This window comes from Desulfosoma sp., from assembly GCA_037481875.1.
In the GTDB taxonomy this organism is placed as follows: Bacteria; Desulfobacterota; Syntrophobacteria; order Syntrophobacterales; family DSM-9756; genus Desulfosoma.
In genome coordinates this window covers 22,617-38,351 of the sequence record JBBFKY010000009.1, presented here as the reverse complement: position 1 = coordinate 38,351, position 15,735 = coordinate 22,617, and the positions used below count along the sequence as shown (strand labels likewise).

The 15,735-nt window shown below is 54.3% G+C and carries 16 protein-coding genes and 1 tRNA gene; 5 read left to right on the top strand and 12 right to left on the bottom strand.

Features of this window, described 5'->3' with window-relative positions; translation table 11 throughout:
• Window positions 1-17 precede the first annotated feature (17 nt).
• From nuoK to nuoF, 10 genes are all read right to left on the bottom strand, one after another.
• The gene (gene nuoK, locus WHS46_11800) at window positions 18-323 is read right to left on the bottom strand and encodes an NADH-quinone oxidoreductase subunit NuoK (GenBank protein MEJ5349358.1); all 306 of its coding nucleotides are present in this window, start codon (window positions 321-323) and stop codon (window positions 18-20) included.
• Window positions 324-397: 74 nt separating this feature from the next.
• Entirely contained in the window at window positions 398-916 is a 519-nt protein-coding gene (locus WHS46_11795) for an NADH-quinone oxidoreductase subunit J (protein MEJ5349357.1), read from the bottom strand.
• Between the two features lie 20 nt (window positions 917-936).
• A complete protein-coding gene (locus tag WHS46_11790; protein MEJ5349356.1) occupies window positions 937-1,338 on the bottom strand; it encodes an NADH-quinone oxidoreductase subunit I in 402 nt (133 codons plus the stop codon).
• A gap of 23 nt (window positions 1,339-1,361) precedes the next feature.
• Window positions 1,362-2,390, bottom strand: coding sequence for an NADH-quinone oxidoreductase subunit NuoH (gene nuoH / locus WHS46_11785; protein MEJ5349355.1), 1,029 nt, complete (start codon window positions 2,388-2,390; stop codon window positions 1,362-1,364).
• Between the two features lie 127 nt (window positions 2,391-2,517).
• Window positions 2,518-5,220 (bottom strand): molybdopterin-dependent oxidoreductase, encoded by a 2,703-nt coding sequence (locus tag WHS46_11780; protein ID MEJ5349354.1) that lies wholly within the window; start codon window positions 5,218-5,220, stop codon window positions 2,518-2,520.
• Window positions 5,221-5,222: 2 nt separating this feature from the next.
• A complete protein-coding gene (nuoD, locus tag WHS46_11775; protein ID MEJ5349353.1) occupies window positions 5,223-6,398 on the bottom strand; it encodes an NADH dehydrogenase (quinone) subunit D in 1,176 nt (391 codons plus the stop codon).
• Window positions 6,399-6,407: 9 nt separating this feature from the next.
• Complete coding sequence (locus WHS46_11770) at window positions 6,408-6,890, bottom strand: NADH-quinone oxidoreductase subunit C (protein MEJ5349352.1); 483 nt, start codon at window positions 6,888-6,890, stop codon at window positions 6,408-6,410.
• A complete protein-coding gene (locus WHS46_11765; protein ID MEJ5349351.1) occupies window positions 6,887-7,423 on the bottom strand; it encodes an NADH-quinone oxidoreductase subunit B family protein in 537 nt (178 codons plus the stop codon). Before WHS46_11765 ends, WHS46_11770 begins: the two co-directional genes overlap by 4 nt.
• Window positions 7,414-7,770 (bottom strand): NADH-quinone oxidoreductase subunit A, encoded by a 357-nt coding sequence (ndhC, locus tag WHS46_11760; GenBank protein ID MEJ5349350.1) that lies wholly within the window; start codon window positions 7,768-7,770, stop codon window positions 7,414-7,416. Before ndhC ends, WHS46_11765 begins: the two co-directional genes overlap by 10 nt.
• Before the next feature lie 34 nt (window positions 7,771-7,804).
• The gene (gene nuoF / locus WHS46_11755; GenBank protein MEJ5349349.1) at window positions 7,805-9,652 is read right to left on the bottom strand and encodes an NADH-quinone oxidoreductase subunit NuoF; all 1,848 of its coding nucleotides are present in this window, start codon (window positions 9,650-9,652) and stop codon (window positions 7,805-7,807) included.
• A 586-nt stretch (window positions 9,653-10,238) separates the two neighbouring features.
• Between nuoF and WHS46_11750 the strand changes: the two genes are divergently transcribed.
• The 3 genes from WHS46_11750 (at window position 10,239) to WHS46_11740 (ending at window position 12,481) form a co-directional block, all read left to right on the top strand.
• A complete protein-coding gene (locus WHS46_11750; GenBank protein ID MEJ5349348.1) occupies window positions 10,239-10,802 on the top strand; it encodes an NUDIX hydrolase in 564 nt (187 codons plus the stop codon).
• A gap of 87 nt (window positions 10,803-10,889) precedes the next feature.
• Complete coding sequence (gene greA, locus WHS46_11745) at window positions 10,890-11,360, top strand: transcription elongation factor GreA (GenBank protein MEJ5349347.1); 471 nt, start codon at window positions 10,890-10,892, stop codon at window positions 11,358-11,360.
• A 314-nt stretch (window positions 11,361-11,674) separates the two neighbouring features.
• The gene (locus WHS46_11740) at window positions 11,675-12,481 is read left to right on the top strand and encodes a hypothetical protein (protein ID MEJ5349346.1); all 807 of its coding nucleotides are present in this window, start codon (window positions 11,675-11,677) and stop codon (window positions 12,479-12,481) included.
• A 42-nt stretch (window positions 12,482-12,523) separates the two neighbouring features.
• Here WHS46_11740 and WHS46_11735 read toward each other — a convergent pair whose 3' ends face one another.
• A complete protein-coding gene (locus tag WHS46_11735; GenBank protein ID MEJ5349345.1) occupies window positions 12,524-13,981 on the bottom strand; it encodes an RtcB family protein in 1,458 nt (485 codons plus the stop codon).
• 44 nt (window positions 13,982-14,025) lie between these two features.
• Window positions 14,026-14,469 carry an archease gene (locus tag WHS46_11730; protein ID MEJ5349344.1) on the bottom strand — a complete coding sequence of 148 codons (444 nt, stop codon included), beginning with the start codon at window positions 14,467-14,469 and terminating at the stop codon, window positions 14,026-14,028.
• Window positions 14,470-14,902: 433 nt separating this feature from the next.
• Between WHS46_11730 and WHS46_11725 the strand changes: the two genes are divergently transcribed.
• A tRNA-Gly gene (locus tag WHS46_11725) sits at window positions 14,903-14,978 on the top strand.
• A gap of 233 nt (window positions 14,979-15,211) precedes the next feature.
• Window positions 15,212-15,718, top strand: a complete 507-nt coding sequence (gene rimP / locus WHS46_11720) for a ribosome maturation factor RimP (GenBank protein MEJ5349343.1) — start codon at window positions 15,212-15,214, stop codon at window positions 15,716-15,718.
• Window positions 15,719-15,735 lie beyond the last annotated feature (17 nt).

The window sequence follows — 15,735 nt, the reverse complement described above, 5'->3', positions numbered from 1 at the left end:
CCTCTTTTTTTCTTCCCTTAACCTTTGAGAAGCCGAACTTCGTCCACGAAAATAGTCTTCCAATTGCGAAACAGAGTGACGATGATGGCCAGGCCGACAGTCACTTCCGCCGCCGCCACCACCATGACGAAAAAGACAAAGAGTTGTCCATCCAGGCCTTCAAGAACCCTGGAAAAAGCCACAAAGCTCAAATTCGCCGCGTTGAGCATCAATTCGATGGACATGAAGATCACAATGGCGTTTCGCCGGGTCAGGACGCCTAACACCCCCACGGCAAACAACAACGCACTCACAAGGACATAGTATTCAACCGGAACCGCCATGCCCTATCCTTTCCCGTGTCGGCCCACACCATGAAGCCTGCTTTGAAACATCCTTCGAATCACGGAGTCTTTGTCTATTTGCGTTCCTTTTTGGCCAGGACAATGACTCCCACAACGGCCACCAGAAGAGCAATGGAAGTGACTTCAAAGGGCAAAAAGGCCGACGTAAACAGGGCTCGACCCACAGCCCTCACATTGCCCCCTTGAGTTTCCACCCAGGCAACACCCTGCTGCGCTGAAGGGCCCAAACGGGCCAAAGGACTGGTGACCACGGTTAAAACCGCTCCCACGAAAACCAAAACCAGCGGTAAAGCCCAGCTCAAACGTTTCTTGAAAGCCGACCGGTCTTCACCTCGAGGTTTCAGGTTCAGCAACATGATCACAAAAAGAAAGAGGACCATGACGGCGCCGGCATAGACCAGAACCTGCATCAGGGCGATGAATTCCGCCTGTAAAAGAAGATACAGACCGCCCATGGCAAAAAAGGTCACAATGAGAAACAGGGCGCTCTTAAGGGGATGCGGATGCAAAACCACGGCGGCGGCGCTCACCAAAGTGATGGAAGAAAAGGCCACGAACAGCACAAGTTCCATGGAACGGTCCTCACCATGTCCTAATCTTGAAGGAGCTTTTCCTTGTCGTAGAGCAAAGCGTTCTTGTCATACTGAGCCAGTTCGTACTTCCGATTGAGCATGATCGCTCCCTTGGGGCAGGCTTCCTGACAAAAACCGCAAAAGATGCATCTCGTTAGATCCACGACGAAACTGCGCGGCCGCTTCTCGTGCATGGTCTCCCCCGCTTCCGGTTCGATGGAGATGGCCTTGGATGGGCAGACCGTCTCGCACAAATGACAAGCCACGCATTTGATGCGCCCGTTTTCATCTTTGAGAAGCCTGGGATGCCCTCGAAACCGTTCGGTCACTTCCCGCTTCTTGTCCGGATATTCGATGGTGATGGGCTTGCGAAAAAGTTGTTCAAAGGTCTTGGCGAGCCCTTTAACCAGCGGTCCTAGCATGTCCTCTCCTTGAAACCCTCATATCAACCCCAGATCAGGACAAAGCATCCCGTGACCACGATATTGGCTAAAGATAAAGGCAAAAGCACCTTCCACCCGAAATGCATCAGCTGATCGAAACGCACTCGAGGATACGTGGCCCGTACCCAGATAAAGAAGAACACCAAGGCGGCCGTCTTTAACACAAACCAAGCTCCGGAAGGCAGCCACGGCCCTTGCCATCCACCAAGGTACAAGGTGACCGCCACGGCACTCACCGTGATGATGTGGGCATATTCGGCCAACTGAAACAAGGCAAAGCGCATGGAGCTGTATTCCGTGTGGTATCCGGCCACCAGCTCGTTTTCACACTCAATGAGGTCAAAGGGGGTGCGGCAGGCTTCCGCAAAAGCGGCAATCATAAACAGCACGAACCCTAAAGGCTGATAAACCACAAAAGGGACACGGCTTTGGGCATCGACGATTTCGGTGAGCCGCATGGATCCCGCCACCATGAGCACACCGACCACGGCCATGCCCAAAGCCAGTTCATAGCTGATCATCTGCGCAGTCACTCGAATCCCGCCCAACAAAGAATATCGGTTGTCCGAGGCCCAGCCTCCCAGGACAACGCCGTACGTGGAAAGCGAAGAGACGGCTAAAATGAAAAGGACCGCTCCGGGAAGATCGGCGATGACCCCGCGATGGATGCCATACGAGGTTAAATCCACCGTGCGGCCGAAAAGGCTGACGGTTTCCGGAAAGATCGTGTCCGCAAAAGGAATGGCCGCAAAGGGTGTCAGGGCCGCCACCGCGGTCACCCATGGAGCAAGAGTGTACAGGCGCGGTTCGGATACCGGCAGATCAATGTCTTCCTTAAAGAAAAGCTTAACACCGTCCGCCAACGGCTGCAGCAGTCCCCAGGGCCCGACTCGATTCGGTCCTAAACGCAGCTGCATGAAACCCAAAACCTTACGTTCCATGAGCGTGGCGTAGGCCACGGCTGTGAGCAAAACAAAGAGCACGAGAGCCGTCTTGGCTAGCGTGAGAACACCGTAGACGATCCATTCCATGGTGTGCCGCCTTTCACTGCACCTAGCGCTTGTTCGAGAGCGCATTCTTCCCTGGAATCCACGGGCGTTCCGCCCGCGAAAACAGCGGGCACCAGGCTCACCCTTCCAGGAAAACCAGCGCTTTTCCTCATTGCCGAACCGCCTTTGAGGGACTCAACCTTTCCACCCGTACGGGCGTCAATAGACCGCCATCGGTAATCCGGTTTAAGGGCAGATTTTCAAAGTGAGTCGCAGCCTGCACCACGCCTTGAGGAACTCGACGATCAAGGCCCACCTGAGCTTCCAACATCCCATGAGGCGTCGCCAACACGACCGTATCCCCGTCTTGAATGCCCAAAGCTCGAGCATCCTCCGAACTCAACCACACACCCCCTTGCGGTTCCAATGTCTTGGGACCCGTCCCGTAGCGTCCGTAAGTGCCGGATTGAAAAAGCGACCGGCTGACCATTAAAAACATGGGATAAGCGTCGGAAGCTTGTGGAGGAAATTCCAGCCAAGGGATCACCGCCCCTAAAGTGGGATCTAAAACCCGACGCCAACCGGCCGACCCGTATTTGGCCCGATACATACGGTTCCACCAGTACCCTTCCCGAGGAATTTCCGGAAAGGGATACTGATCGTAGTGGGGGAATACAGTGCAAATTTCCTGAAACACATCCTGAACTGAGCCATAGCCTAAGTCCACACCCAAGCGACGGGACAGTTCCTGAAGGATTTTCCAGTCATCCCACGGCCCGTCCACAAAGGAACGACCTCGCTGCTTTTGGACTCTCAGTTCTCCGCTGGTGATCGTGCCTTCGCTTTCCACCGCGGTTTTAGCCGGAAAGACCACATGGGCCCGAGCCGCCGTTTCGTTCAGAAACACTTCCTGGCTCATGACGAAGGCTGCCTTTTCCAAAGCCTTTTCCACTAAGGATCGAGAATAATGCGTGCCCAAAAGGTTCGTCCCCATGAGGAGAAGGCCTTTGTGGGCTTCCGGGCCGCCTTCCGCGGCGGCGCGCAGAATTTGATCCAAGGGAAAACCCGCTTCCTTAGGAATCGAGCGCCCCCACAAGGCTTCAATGCGTTCGGCCTCATGCAAAGGCACATAGCCCGGCAACCAGAAGGGACTGACCCCCATGTCCGAACAACCTTGGGTGTTGGCCTTTTCGGCAGTGAGATGGAGCCGAAGCTTTTTGCCCAGCACCAACATAAGGTCGGCAACGTAGCACATGGCCCCATAGCCGTCCGCAAGACCACCTAAATCGTAGCCCACAATCAGAGCCGGCCTTTCGGCATCCATAAGCTTTTGGGCCACATGGTCCAGATCGTTTCGGTGCAGCCCGCTCGCTTCTTCCACCAGACTCCAGTCTGTGGCATCCAGCCGTTTTCTTAAGACCTCCTCACGACGGAAATCTCCGAACCCTCGAAGCCGGGTGTCAGCTTTTTCAAAGAGCGACTTGAGGATTCCAAGGACCACAAAACCCGCACTTCCAGGTCGACAGAACGCGTTCCACTGGGCTGCGGACCGAAACCGTGTACGCCGTGAGCTCACAATGAGCAGTTCTTGAAGCCTCTTCTGCTTTTGCCCGGCATTGACCCTCCAGACCAGAGGCGGCATCTCTTTTTTGACATCGGAGCCGATCACCAGGACCGTATCGGCTTTTTCCAGATCGTCGTAAGTGCCTAAAGCCAACTGAAATCCAGAAACCCCTCGAATGACTCGAGGCAGGCTTTCCTTTTCGTTGGCATAGATCACCTTGGGACGCCCCAGCACATCCACAAGGGCTTTGAGCATGCGCTGGTGATCCAGAGCCGTGGTGGCATCCACGTGAGGCGTCCCCAGGACGGCTCGACAGAACTTTTGAAACACATAGTTGCTTTCATTGGTGGCTCGAGGCGATCCTACACCGGCAAAAGCTTTGGGCCCGAACTGATCCTGAAGACGTCGCAGTTGGTCGGCGGCAAAATCCAGAGCCTCATTCCAGGAAACCGGTACAAGACGGCCGTCCTTGCGAAGGAGCGGCTCTTTCAGCCTGGATTCTTCCTGCACAATGTTCAGGCCGAATCGGCCCCGACTGCACAAAAGGCCGGCATTGACCGGTTCATCAAAAGAACTGGTGACCCTTTTGAAACGTCCCTTTTTGGTATTGAGCACCAGGTGGCATCCACCGCCGCAGTACGGGCAAATCGCGGTGTCTTTGTCCATCTGCCAGGATCGAGCACTGTACTTGAATGTTTTGTCGATGATGGCCCCTACGGGGCACACCGCGATGCATGAGCCACAAAACTCACAATCCATAACCGCACCGCCGGCCGTCACGGCCGTACGATAACCTCGATTGTCAAAATAAAGAGCGGCAGCGCCCACATTATCTCGACAAACACGAACACATCGCTCGCAGTTCACACAACGATCCGGGTACCGTTCCATCAAAGGAGACTGACTGTCATAACTCGGGGTCAGTCGTGCCGCTTTATAAGGCTGCTCCTGAATTTTCAGATGACGGGTCAGGTTCTGCAGTTCGCATTCCCCGCCCTTATCGCAGATGGGACAATCCAAAGGATGGTTGATAAGCAACAACTGAAGAAGCTCTCGACGATAATGGGTGAGCCGCTCCGATTCGGTGGTCACCTCCATCTTGTCGGTCACAGGCGTTGTACAGGCGGGTACAGGTCGTGGCGGACCCGGTTTCACTTCCACCACGCAGATGCGACACGCCCCGATGGGACTCAAGGCTTTGTGGTAGCACAGTCTGGGAATGTAAATCCCGTATCTGTCCGCCACTTCCATGATGGTCATGCCCGGTTGGGCTTCCAAGGCTTTTCCGTTGATGGTGACTGTGATCATCGCTATCGATCCACATCCGCAAGCACGATATCAATGGTTCCAATGAGGGCGATGAGATCCGCCAAAAGTCTGCCTTCCGCCATCTTGCTCAGCACCTGCAGGTTCACGAAACTAGGGGTTCGCACTTTCACACGAAAAGGATGAGACGAACCGTCACTGACGATGTAAAACCCCAGTTCCCCTTTCGGTGCTTCCGTATGATGAAAAACTTCTCCTTCAGGCGGCCGAATGCCTTCCTCCACCAATAGAAAGTGCTGAATGAGGGATTCGATCTTGGTGTATACATCCGCCTTCGGCGGGTAAGTGATAGTGGGATCCTTGACGGCGATATCCCCTGAAGGAAGCCGATCTAGAGCCTGCAGGATGATGCGGGCGCTTTGGCGCATTTCTTCCAATCGTACCAGATACCGATCGTAGGTATCCCCGTTTTCCCCCACAGGAATGATAAAATCGAACTCATCATACCCGCAGTAGGGATCCGCGCGCCGCACATCCCAGGGAATGCCGGAACCTCGCGCCACCGGGCCGCTCAACCCGTAGTCCAAAACCTCATCCACCGTGAGCACCCCAACACCCTTGGTGCGCTTGATCCAGATAGGATTTTTGGTGAGAAGGGTTTCATAGTCTTTCATCTTTTCGGGAAAAGTGCGGCAAAATTCCCGAACCCCATCGGTCCAGCCGTCAGGAACATCGCGAGCAACGCCGCCGATACGAAAATAACACGGAAACAAACGCCCTCCCGCCACCGCCTCAAAAAGATCCATGAGTTGTTCCCGTTCTCGAAACGCATAAAACAGCGGTGTCATGGCTCCAAGGTCATGGGCGTGGGTGGCCAGCCAAAAGAGGTGGCTGGAGATTCGAGTCATTTCCGCCACGATCACCCGAAGGTACCGAGCTCGAGGCGGCACCTCGATGCCCAGAAGCTTTTCCACCGCCAGCACGAACCCCAAATTGTTGGCGGAACCGGCCAGGTAATCGATGCGGTCGGTCAAGGGCAGGCATTGGTGGTAGGTCTTGGATTCCATGAGCTTTTCAATGCCGCGGTGCAAGTACCCAATGTCCGGCGTGCACCGCACAATGACCTCCCCTTCCAATTCCACCACCACCCGCAGCACCCCATGGGTACTGGGATGTTGAGGCCCTACATTAAGGATCAATCGTTCGGTCAGCTCACTCATGGTGCGATCCTAATCCAGATCCCAGTCGGGACCCTCGGTGGGATAATCCTTTCGCAATGGATGCCCCTGCCACGATTCTGGGAGCAGAATGCGTCGTAGATCAGGATGTCCCATAAAGGTGATCCCAAAAAGGTCGTAGCATTCCCTTTCATGCCAGCCGGCCGTCTTCCACAGTCCCGTGACGGATGGAACACTTGGCGGATCCGTGTCGACCCATGCCTTCACACGAAGCAACGCCTGACGATCGTGGCACCAAAGATGGTAGACCACCTGAAACCGAGGGGTTTTCGGATGAAAATCCACGGCCGTCACATCGATCAAGTATCGGAATCCCCATCGGTTTCTAAGTTCCGTCATAACCTGCAGCAAAAACTCCGAGCGTACTTCAAGGGTCCATTGCTCCCGAAAGCATGTCCGACCACGAACAGCTTCGGCAGCCAGTTCATCCATGACTTCTTGCACATAAGTCCTGGGCACCGCTTCCCCGCTCACGCCCGTACCTCCCGAAGATTCTGTGCCGCCTGAAGATCCGCCACGATGGGTCCTTCCTTTTTCGTCAGAAACGGATCCTTTAAGATTTTTTCATGGAGTTTCAGAATGCCGTAAAGAAGAGCTTCCGGCCTGGGAGGGCATCCCGGAACATACACATCCACCGGAAGATATCGGTCAATACCCTGCACCACAGCGTAGCTTCGAAAGATGCCTCCCGAACTCGCGCACGCCCCCATGGCGATCACCCACTTGGGTTCCGGCATCTGTTCATAGATGCGCACGACGGCCGGCACCATCTTCTTGGTCACCGTGCCGGCCACAATCATGAGATCCGCTTGTCGCGGAGAGGCACGAAAGGCTTCCATGCCGAACCGAGCGATGTCAAAACGGTTAGCGGCCGTGCAAATCATTTCGATGGCGCAACAGGCCAACCCGAACGTCGCCGGCCATACGGAAGACTTTCTGGCCCAGTTGACGAATTTTTCCAATGTGGACGTGAGTATCTGGCTTCGGATCTGTTGCTCTAGTCCCATTCCAAAGCCCCCTTTCGGTAGAGATAGACAAGGCCGATCAACAGAACCACAGTGAAGACAAGCATTTCGACAAATCCAAACCAGCCCAGATCCCGAACAATCACGCCCCACGGGTAGAGGAACACGGTTTCGATGTCGAAAATGATGAAAATCATGGCCAAGACATAGAATTTAACGGGAAAATGAATTTCCAATGTGCCGATAGGATCCATGCCGCACTCGTAGGGAAGCATCTTTTCTCGAGTGACCTTTCGTGTGCCGATGCGCCTGGAAAGAAAAATGATGGCGCCTATCACCCCCATCGTGATCACAAGATAGATCAGCACAGGAATATACATCGCCGTCATAGACCGGCCTCCTCGCACCTCATACCCCTAGGACTCATGCGGGACAGACTCCCAGAGGGCATTTCTTGTCGACAATGTGGGCCAGGTATTCGTTTTTGAGCCGTTCGATGGTGGTGCGAACAAAAAAGATGGGAGACATGGCCAGGGCACAATTGGCCGTCGCCGACATGGTCTGGGCTAAATCGATCATCATGGAAAGATCGCTTTCACGGCCTTCCCCTTGAGCGATTCGGCACAGGGTTTCGTAAAGCACTCGAGTGCCCCGCCGACACGGTGTACAAAATCCGCAGGATTCATGCTGGAAAAAGTGCATGATGTTTCGGACCACATCCACCACGCAGGTCTTTTCGTTCATCACCAGCATGGTGCCGGATCCTAAAGCGCCGCCTTTTTTCTGCATGGACACATAGTCCATGACCGTGTCCAGATGTTCCGCCGTAAAAAAGCCGAAGGAAGCTCCCCCCGTTTGGCACATCTTGAAAGGAATACCATCTTTCATGCCGCCGCCGTACACTTCAATAAGTTCTCGAAGGGTGAGTCCTAAAGGGGCTTCCACGATCTGAGGCGAATTCACATGGCCGCAGATTTGATAGAGCTTCACTCCTGGAGAATCTTCCGTGCCAAAGGACCGGTACCATGAAGCGCCGTTTTTGATGATCAGCGGCACATTGGCCAGGGTTTCCACGTTGTTGACCACCGTGGGCATGGCCCAGAGGCCTCGAACTCCGGGAAAAGGCGGCTTAACCCTGGGGTTGCCCCGCAGTCCCTCGATGGATTCAATAAGAGCCGTTTCCTCACCGCAGACGTAGGCGCCGGCACCGGATCGAATCTCCACCTCAAAGGAAAAAGAAGATCCCAGAATACGTTCCCCGAGAAAGCCGCGCTGCCGCGCCTGCTCCACGGCTCGGCGCAGCCGATGCATGGAAAGGTAATACTCCCCGCGAACATAAATAAAACCCTTACAGGCACCGATAGCATACCCGGCGATGATCAATCCTTCCAAAAGCCGGTGCGGATTCCCTTCCATGATGTAGCGATCTTTAAAGGTACCGGGCTCTCCTTCATCCGCGTTGCAGATCACATATTTTTCGGGTGCTTTTAAAGGCAGCGTGAAAGACCATTTCATACCCGTCGGAAAACCGGCTCCACCGCGGCCGCGCAAACCCGATTCCTTGACTTCCTCCACCACCTCTTCCGGGGACATGCCCGAAATCACTTTACGAAGAGCTTCATAGCCGCCGATGGCTAAGTAATCGTCAATGTTTTCGGGATCGATGTCCCCAACTCCTTGAAGCAGCACCGCTCGACGATGAATCTCCCAGTCCGTGCGCACCCTTCCTCCGGAACCGGGCAAGGTGCGATAATCCACCACGTCCCCTCGCCGATACCGCTCCAGGACATCATGAATTTTTTCGCGGGTGAGGTTCCCAAAGACCACTTCATTGATCTGCATGGCCGGAGCCACTTCGCACACGCCAAGGCAGGAAGACAGTTCCAAAGTGAACAGTCCGTCAGCCGTAGTTTGCCCTTCGCCAATACCCAATTCGGTCCGAAGCGCCTCCAGGACCGTTCCCGTTCCCAAAATATGGCAGGCCGGGGATTCACAGACACGAATGATGTACTTTCCTCGAGGCTCCAAGGACAACATGGTGTAAAAGGTGGCTATGCCGTAAAGATAACTCAAATGCACATCCACCTCATCGGCGATCCAGGCCAACACATTGGCCGGCAGCCATTGCCCGCAGACCGCCTGCACCTCGGTCAACAAAGGAAGCAGCGCCCCTTTCTTTCCTCGGTATTGCTCAATGATTTCCTGAATTCGAACGACCTCGGAAGGACTCAGGTCTTTGGAAGGGTTTTGAAAAACCGCTGGACGCCTCATGAGCCCCCTACCCGCTTTCTCGATCCTTGGAGCATCCACACACCGATCATCCGCATCCATTTCCACGGGAACCATCCGGTTGCACAAATATGGGCCACCGAAGCGCCTGTGTCAATGAAATTCTTCACAAGCTACCCTCATGCCTTGTGCTTCTTAAATGGGTGGCTCTCCCCGCGCCTTTCCCTTCCCGAAAACAATTTGGACCTTGTGCGGGCCACAATGGACATTCGAAAGGGGTGCTCCCCGTAGCCCCTTGATGCACAACACCCCGAGGCGCCCGAATTTGGCCAATTCCTCTCGAACGACCTGGAGGGGCGCACCCATGGGTCCGCCTTGTTACGCACCCGTTTCAAAACACTCCGGGGCGGACACGCAGGTCCGCCCCTCCATGGGCCGGCCGTCCCATCGACAGCCTCTCTTTTCAGCTCCACCGCCACACCCCAACACCCCGTGCTGGATGTGCCCGTAGAGGATTCCTTCGGCTCATCATAAAAAGCTTTCCAAAAGCACCTCGACTGTTCTAATGAAAAGCGCACGGTTTCAATGGCGCAATAGCTTTGTTCCTTTGGTGGAGTCCAACGCAGACATGGAAGAACGCCTTCGCACACTGGCCAGTATTCATGCGCATCATCTCAGCGCTCATCTGGACGCCGTGAGGCTGCGCACAGGAAGAGTCACAGAACGCATTCGCATGGAACATCCTGAAGCCGCCGCCGTTTTGGCCTTTACGGATCCCCAAGGCACGCAGCTGCTCATGGTACGCCAGTGGCGCTACGCCATCGGTCGGGAAACCTTGGAAATACCGGCAGGTAAACTGGATCCGGGGGAATCTGCCGAAGACGCCGCCCGCCGAGAACTTCTGGAAGAAACGGGGTACTCGGCCTCGTCCCTTGCGCCCATTTTTCGATACTATCCGGCGATTGGGTATTCCAATGAAGTCATTGTCATTTTTGCTGCTTTTGGACTTAAACGTGAAAAAGTCTACGGCGATCAGGATGAAATTTCAAAGGTTGAAATTCTTTCGGTGCATCAGGTGATGCAAGGTATTCGTGAAGGAACCATCACGGACGGTAAGACCGTGATCGCGCTGTGTCTTTATGAGAGCCTCAAGGCACAAGGAAGCCTAGGCCTGCTGACTGCGACCCCGTAAGACGCGTCAGGTCTCTTTCTCGAGGTTCGGCGGCCCTTCGTTTACGGCGGCATTTGTTGGTAGCACAAGTTTCTTTCCAAGAATGCTATGGAAAAGGTTCCCATTACACGACAAGGCTTTCGAAACCTTTATGCGCAGCTCTTGTACCTAAGGCGTGTGGTGCGACCTCGCGTCTTGGAAGAATTGCAGGAAGCTCGCTTGTACGGGGTCAAGGTTGACAACCAACAGTACCTTTGGGCTCGAGAACAACACCGGGCGTTGCAGAGAAAGATCGAGGATCTTCAGACCAAGATCGCCCAGTGTGAAATCGTGGTGGGTCGAAAATTCCTTGTTCGACGTGTAGCCTTTGGAACCCGAATCATTGTTCTCAATGTGGATACGGGTCAGACCTTTCATTTCCAAATGGTCGGCCCTTTTGAATCGGATGTGCGCAACGGCAAACTCTCCATTGATTCCCCCGTAGGACGTGGCCTCATGGGCCGAACCCAAGGCGAGGAAATCACCGTCCTAACCCCAGCGGGCGAACGCACCTACCGCATCCTGCACGTGGATATGTAGACCCCTTTTTGCCAAGTGTTGAGGAATCCCGCTTTTGGGTAGCCATTCAGCGTTGTGGCAACATTTCCCATTCAAAGGATTTGGCGCGGAGCCCTAGGAGACGGCCCTTTGAGATTCGCCTGTATCAGGCCGGTATTCCTTTTTTCGTAACTGAGTATTTGACATCGGTGCCGGAATATTTTCAAAGACAGCGGCGTCCATGAGCTCTAAGTCAGTGTTTCCAAAGGGACTCTTGCTCCACCCAGGCTGTCATGATAAGGTGGCTGAAGAGTTCGTAAGATCGGTCACCCAATGACCGACGGAGGAAGATTTTTATGGTTTTGTCCCAAATACCGCAAGATCCCATTCTGGACGAAAAGATGCTTGGGGCCCTTCGGCGCCTCTTGCACGAAGAAGCGGAAAACCTCATCAGCGAAAAGATCGCCCAGTTCTTCAGGGAAAATGAACTCCGGGCCAAGGAGCTCTCGCTACTGGAGCGGATCATTCGTGTCGAAGAGGAAGTCAAGTCACTTCGCCAAATGGAAATGGACCGCTTCCAGGTCATCTGTGACCGTTTTGTGTCCATGGACACACGCTTCGAAGCCTTGCAGCGCGAAATGCACGCGCACTTTGAAACCATCAATGAACGGTTTCAAACCATGGATGAGCGGTTTCAAGCCATGGACAAACGCTTCGAAGCCTTGCAGAGAGAAATGCACACGCGCTTTGAAGCTATCAATGAACGGTTTCAAGCCATGGACAAACGCTTCGAAGCCTTGCAGCGAGAAATGCACACGCGCTTTGAAGCTATCAATGAGCGGTTTCAAGCCATGGACAAACGCTTCGAAGCCTTGCAGCGAGAAATGCACACGCGCTTTGAAGCCATCAATGAGAGGTTTCAAGCCATGGACAAACGCTTCGAAGCCTTGCAGAGAGAAATGCACACGCGCTTTGAAGCCATCAATGAGCGGTTTCAAGCCATGGACAAACGCTTCGAAGCCCTGCAGCGAGAAATGCACACGCGCTTTGAGGCTATCAATCAACGGTTTGAAAGCATGGACAAGCGGTTCCTTTTTATGCAGTGGACCATGGGGATCGGTTTTTCGTTCCTGGCGGTCCTGATAGGAATTGTCAGATTCTAGCTGGCACTGCGCCACCGCTTCAAGCTCCAAGACCAACAATGTTTACCCTTTCATAACGCCGAGAGGGCGAAGCCTGGCCACCGGGCGGCTGATACCGGCGTGGGCCACAACTTCCACCACATCGCTCACATCCTTATAGGCTTCGGGCATTTCCTCCACCAAAGTGGCCTTGCTGGCGCCGAGAACGAAGATGCCTCGATCTTCCATTTCCTTAAGGACACTTCGACCCTTGGCGCTTTTCACCGCTTGATGACGGCTGAGCACTCGGCCGGCACCGTGGCATGTGCTGCCGAAGGTATCTTCCATAGCCCGCTGCGTTCCCACCAGCACGTAGCTGTAGCGACCCATATCACCGGGGATGAGCACGGGCTGTCCCACAGACCTGTAGAGATCCGGTACGGCTTCATGACCTGCCGCAAAGGCTCGAGTGGCCCCCTTGCGATGCACGCACAATTTCAGGCGCCGCCCTTGCCAGACATGCTCTTCAATTTTCGCCATATTGTGGCATACGTCGTAAAGGAGCGATAAACCAAGGCGTTCCGACGGTTCTTTAAAAAACTGTTCAAAGGTTTCTCGAACCCAATGACTGATCATTTGGCGATTGGCAAAGGCGAAATTGGCCGCGGCTCCCATGGCTCCAAGGTAACTCCGTCCTTCCGAAGAAGTCACAGGGGCGCAGCACAGTTGTTTGTCCGGCAACTCGATGCCGTACTTTTGCGTGCTCTTGAGCAGGACACGGATAAAGTCGTCGCAGACTTGATGACCCAGACCGCGAGAGCCCGTATGAACAAAAACGGTGAGCTGTCCCAAAAACAAACCGAAAACCTCCGCCGTCTTCGGCTCGTAGATCTCTTCCACCACACCGATTTCCACAAAATGATTACCTGATCCCAGTGTTCCCAACTGGGATCGGCCACGTTCTCTGGCCTTGGCGGACACCTGTTCGGGATCAGCCCATGGAATACACCCACCCTCTTCGATGCGTTCCAAGTCCGAAGCTTCGCCGAACCCTTTGGAAACCGCCCATTGAGCCCCTTTGAGCAGCACGTGATCCAGTTCGGCTTCACTCAGTTTAAAATCCTTGCGACTAGATCCGACGCCGGAGGGAATGTTTCGAAACAGGGCTGTGACCAGTTCTCGAATCTTGTCGGCACCCAATTCAAGAGCCCTAAGGTGAGTGGTCATGAGACGCACGCCACAGTTGATGTCGTATCCGACACCACCCGGCGAAACAATGCCTTCCTCCATGGAAAAAGCGGCCACCCCTCCGATGGGAAACCCATAGCCCCAATGAATGTCCGGCATGGCCATGGAATAACCCACGATCCCGGGAAGACAGGCCACATTGGCCACCTGGTCCATGGCCTGATCTTGACGAATGGCATCCAGCATTTTTTCTCCGGCATAAATGATACCGTCCGTTCGCATGGCACCGGTGCGCGGAATCTTCCAGCGCCACCCATCGATTCTTTCCAATGAGAGACGTTCTTTGCCGCTCATACTTGAACCTCCCAGCCATATCAGCCTTCAGGCAAGCGAAAATGTCAGATATCAAAGATCACCTGAGCCGTCCATGTGCCGTCAGAGAAATCTACGGAAGCTTGATGATACGTTACGGCTTTGTAAAGGAGCTTGAGTTCATGGCGTTTCGGATCGAAAAAGTCACCCTGGACGGCGGCGGTCAGGCTCCATTGCGGATGGATAACCACTTGCACCTTCTTGCCCAAAAAACCCTCCACTTCAAAAAGGTAAAGAAGCTCGGAAAGCCACTGCACCAAAAGATCATCCAACGCCTCGGCTTCCACGCTGACATGACGAACAGCACCAGCTTCCACAGCCTTAAGACTCACCATGAGGTCATAGAATCCCAAGGCCGCTTTTTCAAAAACCTCTGCCACATGGCGTCCTCGTACACGAAGCCCCACATCCGCCGTGTGATCGATGATTTCGTAGAGATTCTGATCCTTTGCTTCACCGTTGCCACCCATTAGAACCCCTTTTTCCACACCGCTCATGGTCTTCACAGTCTTGGCAAAGGTCCCGTGCCCCTGGGCTCGTCTCTTGCATCATCTTTCATGCTATAGAGGTAACCGGTTCCAAAACCAAAGAGAAGCTTGAAGCTGAGAATGTTTTTTCTTGGGGCGCGGGCATCCCGTTCGCACAAAGGCCGAGCCTGAGGGATGGCAGCCCAAGAAATAGCCCAGGTTCGCCTTGTAGGGGTGAGGCGCCTCCTCACCCCTACCTTGTGATGGCAAGACACCTTGGTATTGCCAATTTTCGGACAAGCTCCTAGGATTTTATATACCTATGGATTCACGAACCGGTTATAGTTGAATACGGGCTGGGTTCACGCCATCTTCCTGACATTGGGCTTGACTTCGCTGGGGGAACTCTCTAGGATGACGTTGTTGTGGCGGTTGGGCGGGCATAGCTCAGTTGGTAGAGCACGAGCTTCCCAAGCTTGGGGTCGCGGGTTCGAATCCCGTTGCCCGCTCCACGCGACATGAAGCTCACCCTTTCCTCGATCGAAAGGGCTTCCCTTTTTGAGGTGGCGGGAGCGCGGTTTCCGGCGGACGCCGACTTCGATTAGTGGATGACAATGTTCAACACGGTCTTTTGTGAACGTCGCATTTCACGGCACTGAAGCCGGATTTTCTGTGATCATTGCTCTGCTAATGGGAGTGGGCTGAACGCCCACTTTTTTTTTGCTTTGGGCATGTGGTCATGGACATGAAAGAGGACGCTGCGAGAGCGGTCGTTGAGAAAATTTGGGATCTGACCACCCCTGTAATTACGGCGGAAGGCATGGAATTGGTGGAAGTGGAGTACCGCCGGGAAAGTCAAGGATGGGTGCTTCGTCTTTTTGTGGATCGTGACGGCGGGGTCAGCGTGGAAGACTGTGCGGCGGTAAGTCGTGTTGTGGGCGACCTTTTGGATGTGGTGGATCCCATTGATGGTCCTTACCATCTGGAAGTCTCTTCTCCGGGGTTGGACCGGCCGCTTCGACGTTGGGAGCATTTCGCGCACCAGATCGGCAAGGTGGTGGCTGTACGCACCCGCCTTCCCATCGGCTCTCGAAAGAATTTCAAGGGAATTCTGCTGGCGGCGGACCCGAAAGGGATCCGTGTGGACTGTGACGGCATTCCCTATGACATTCCCTTGGACGCTGTGGAAAGGGCCCGTTTGCGCTATTTTGAATCGCTTGAGGCAGTACCGAAATCAAGGCAGGAAAACTGAAGCATTGAAGAACACGG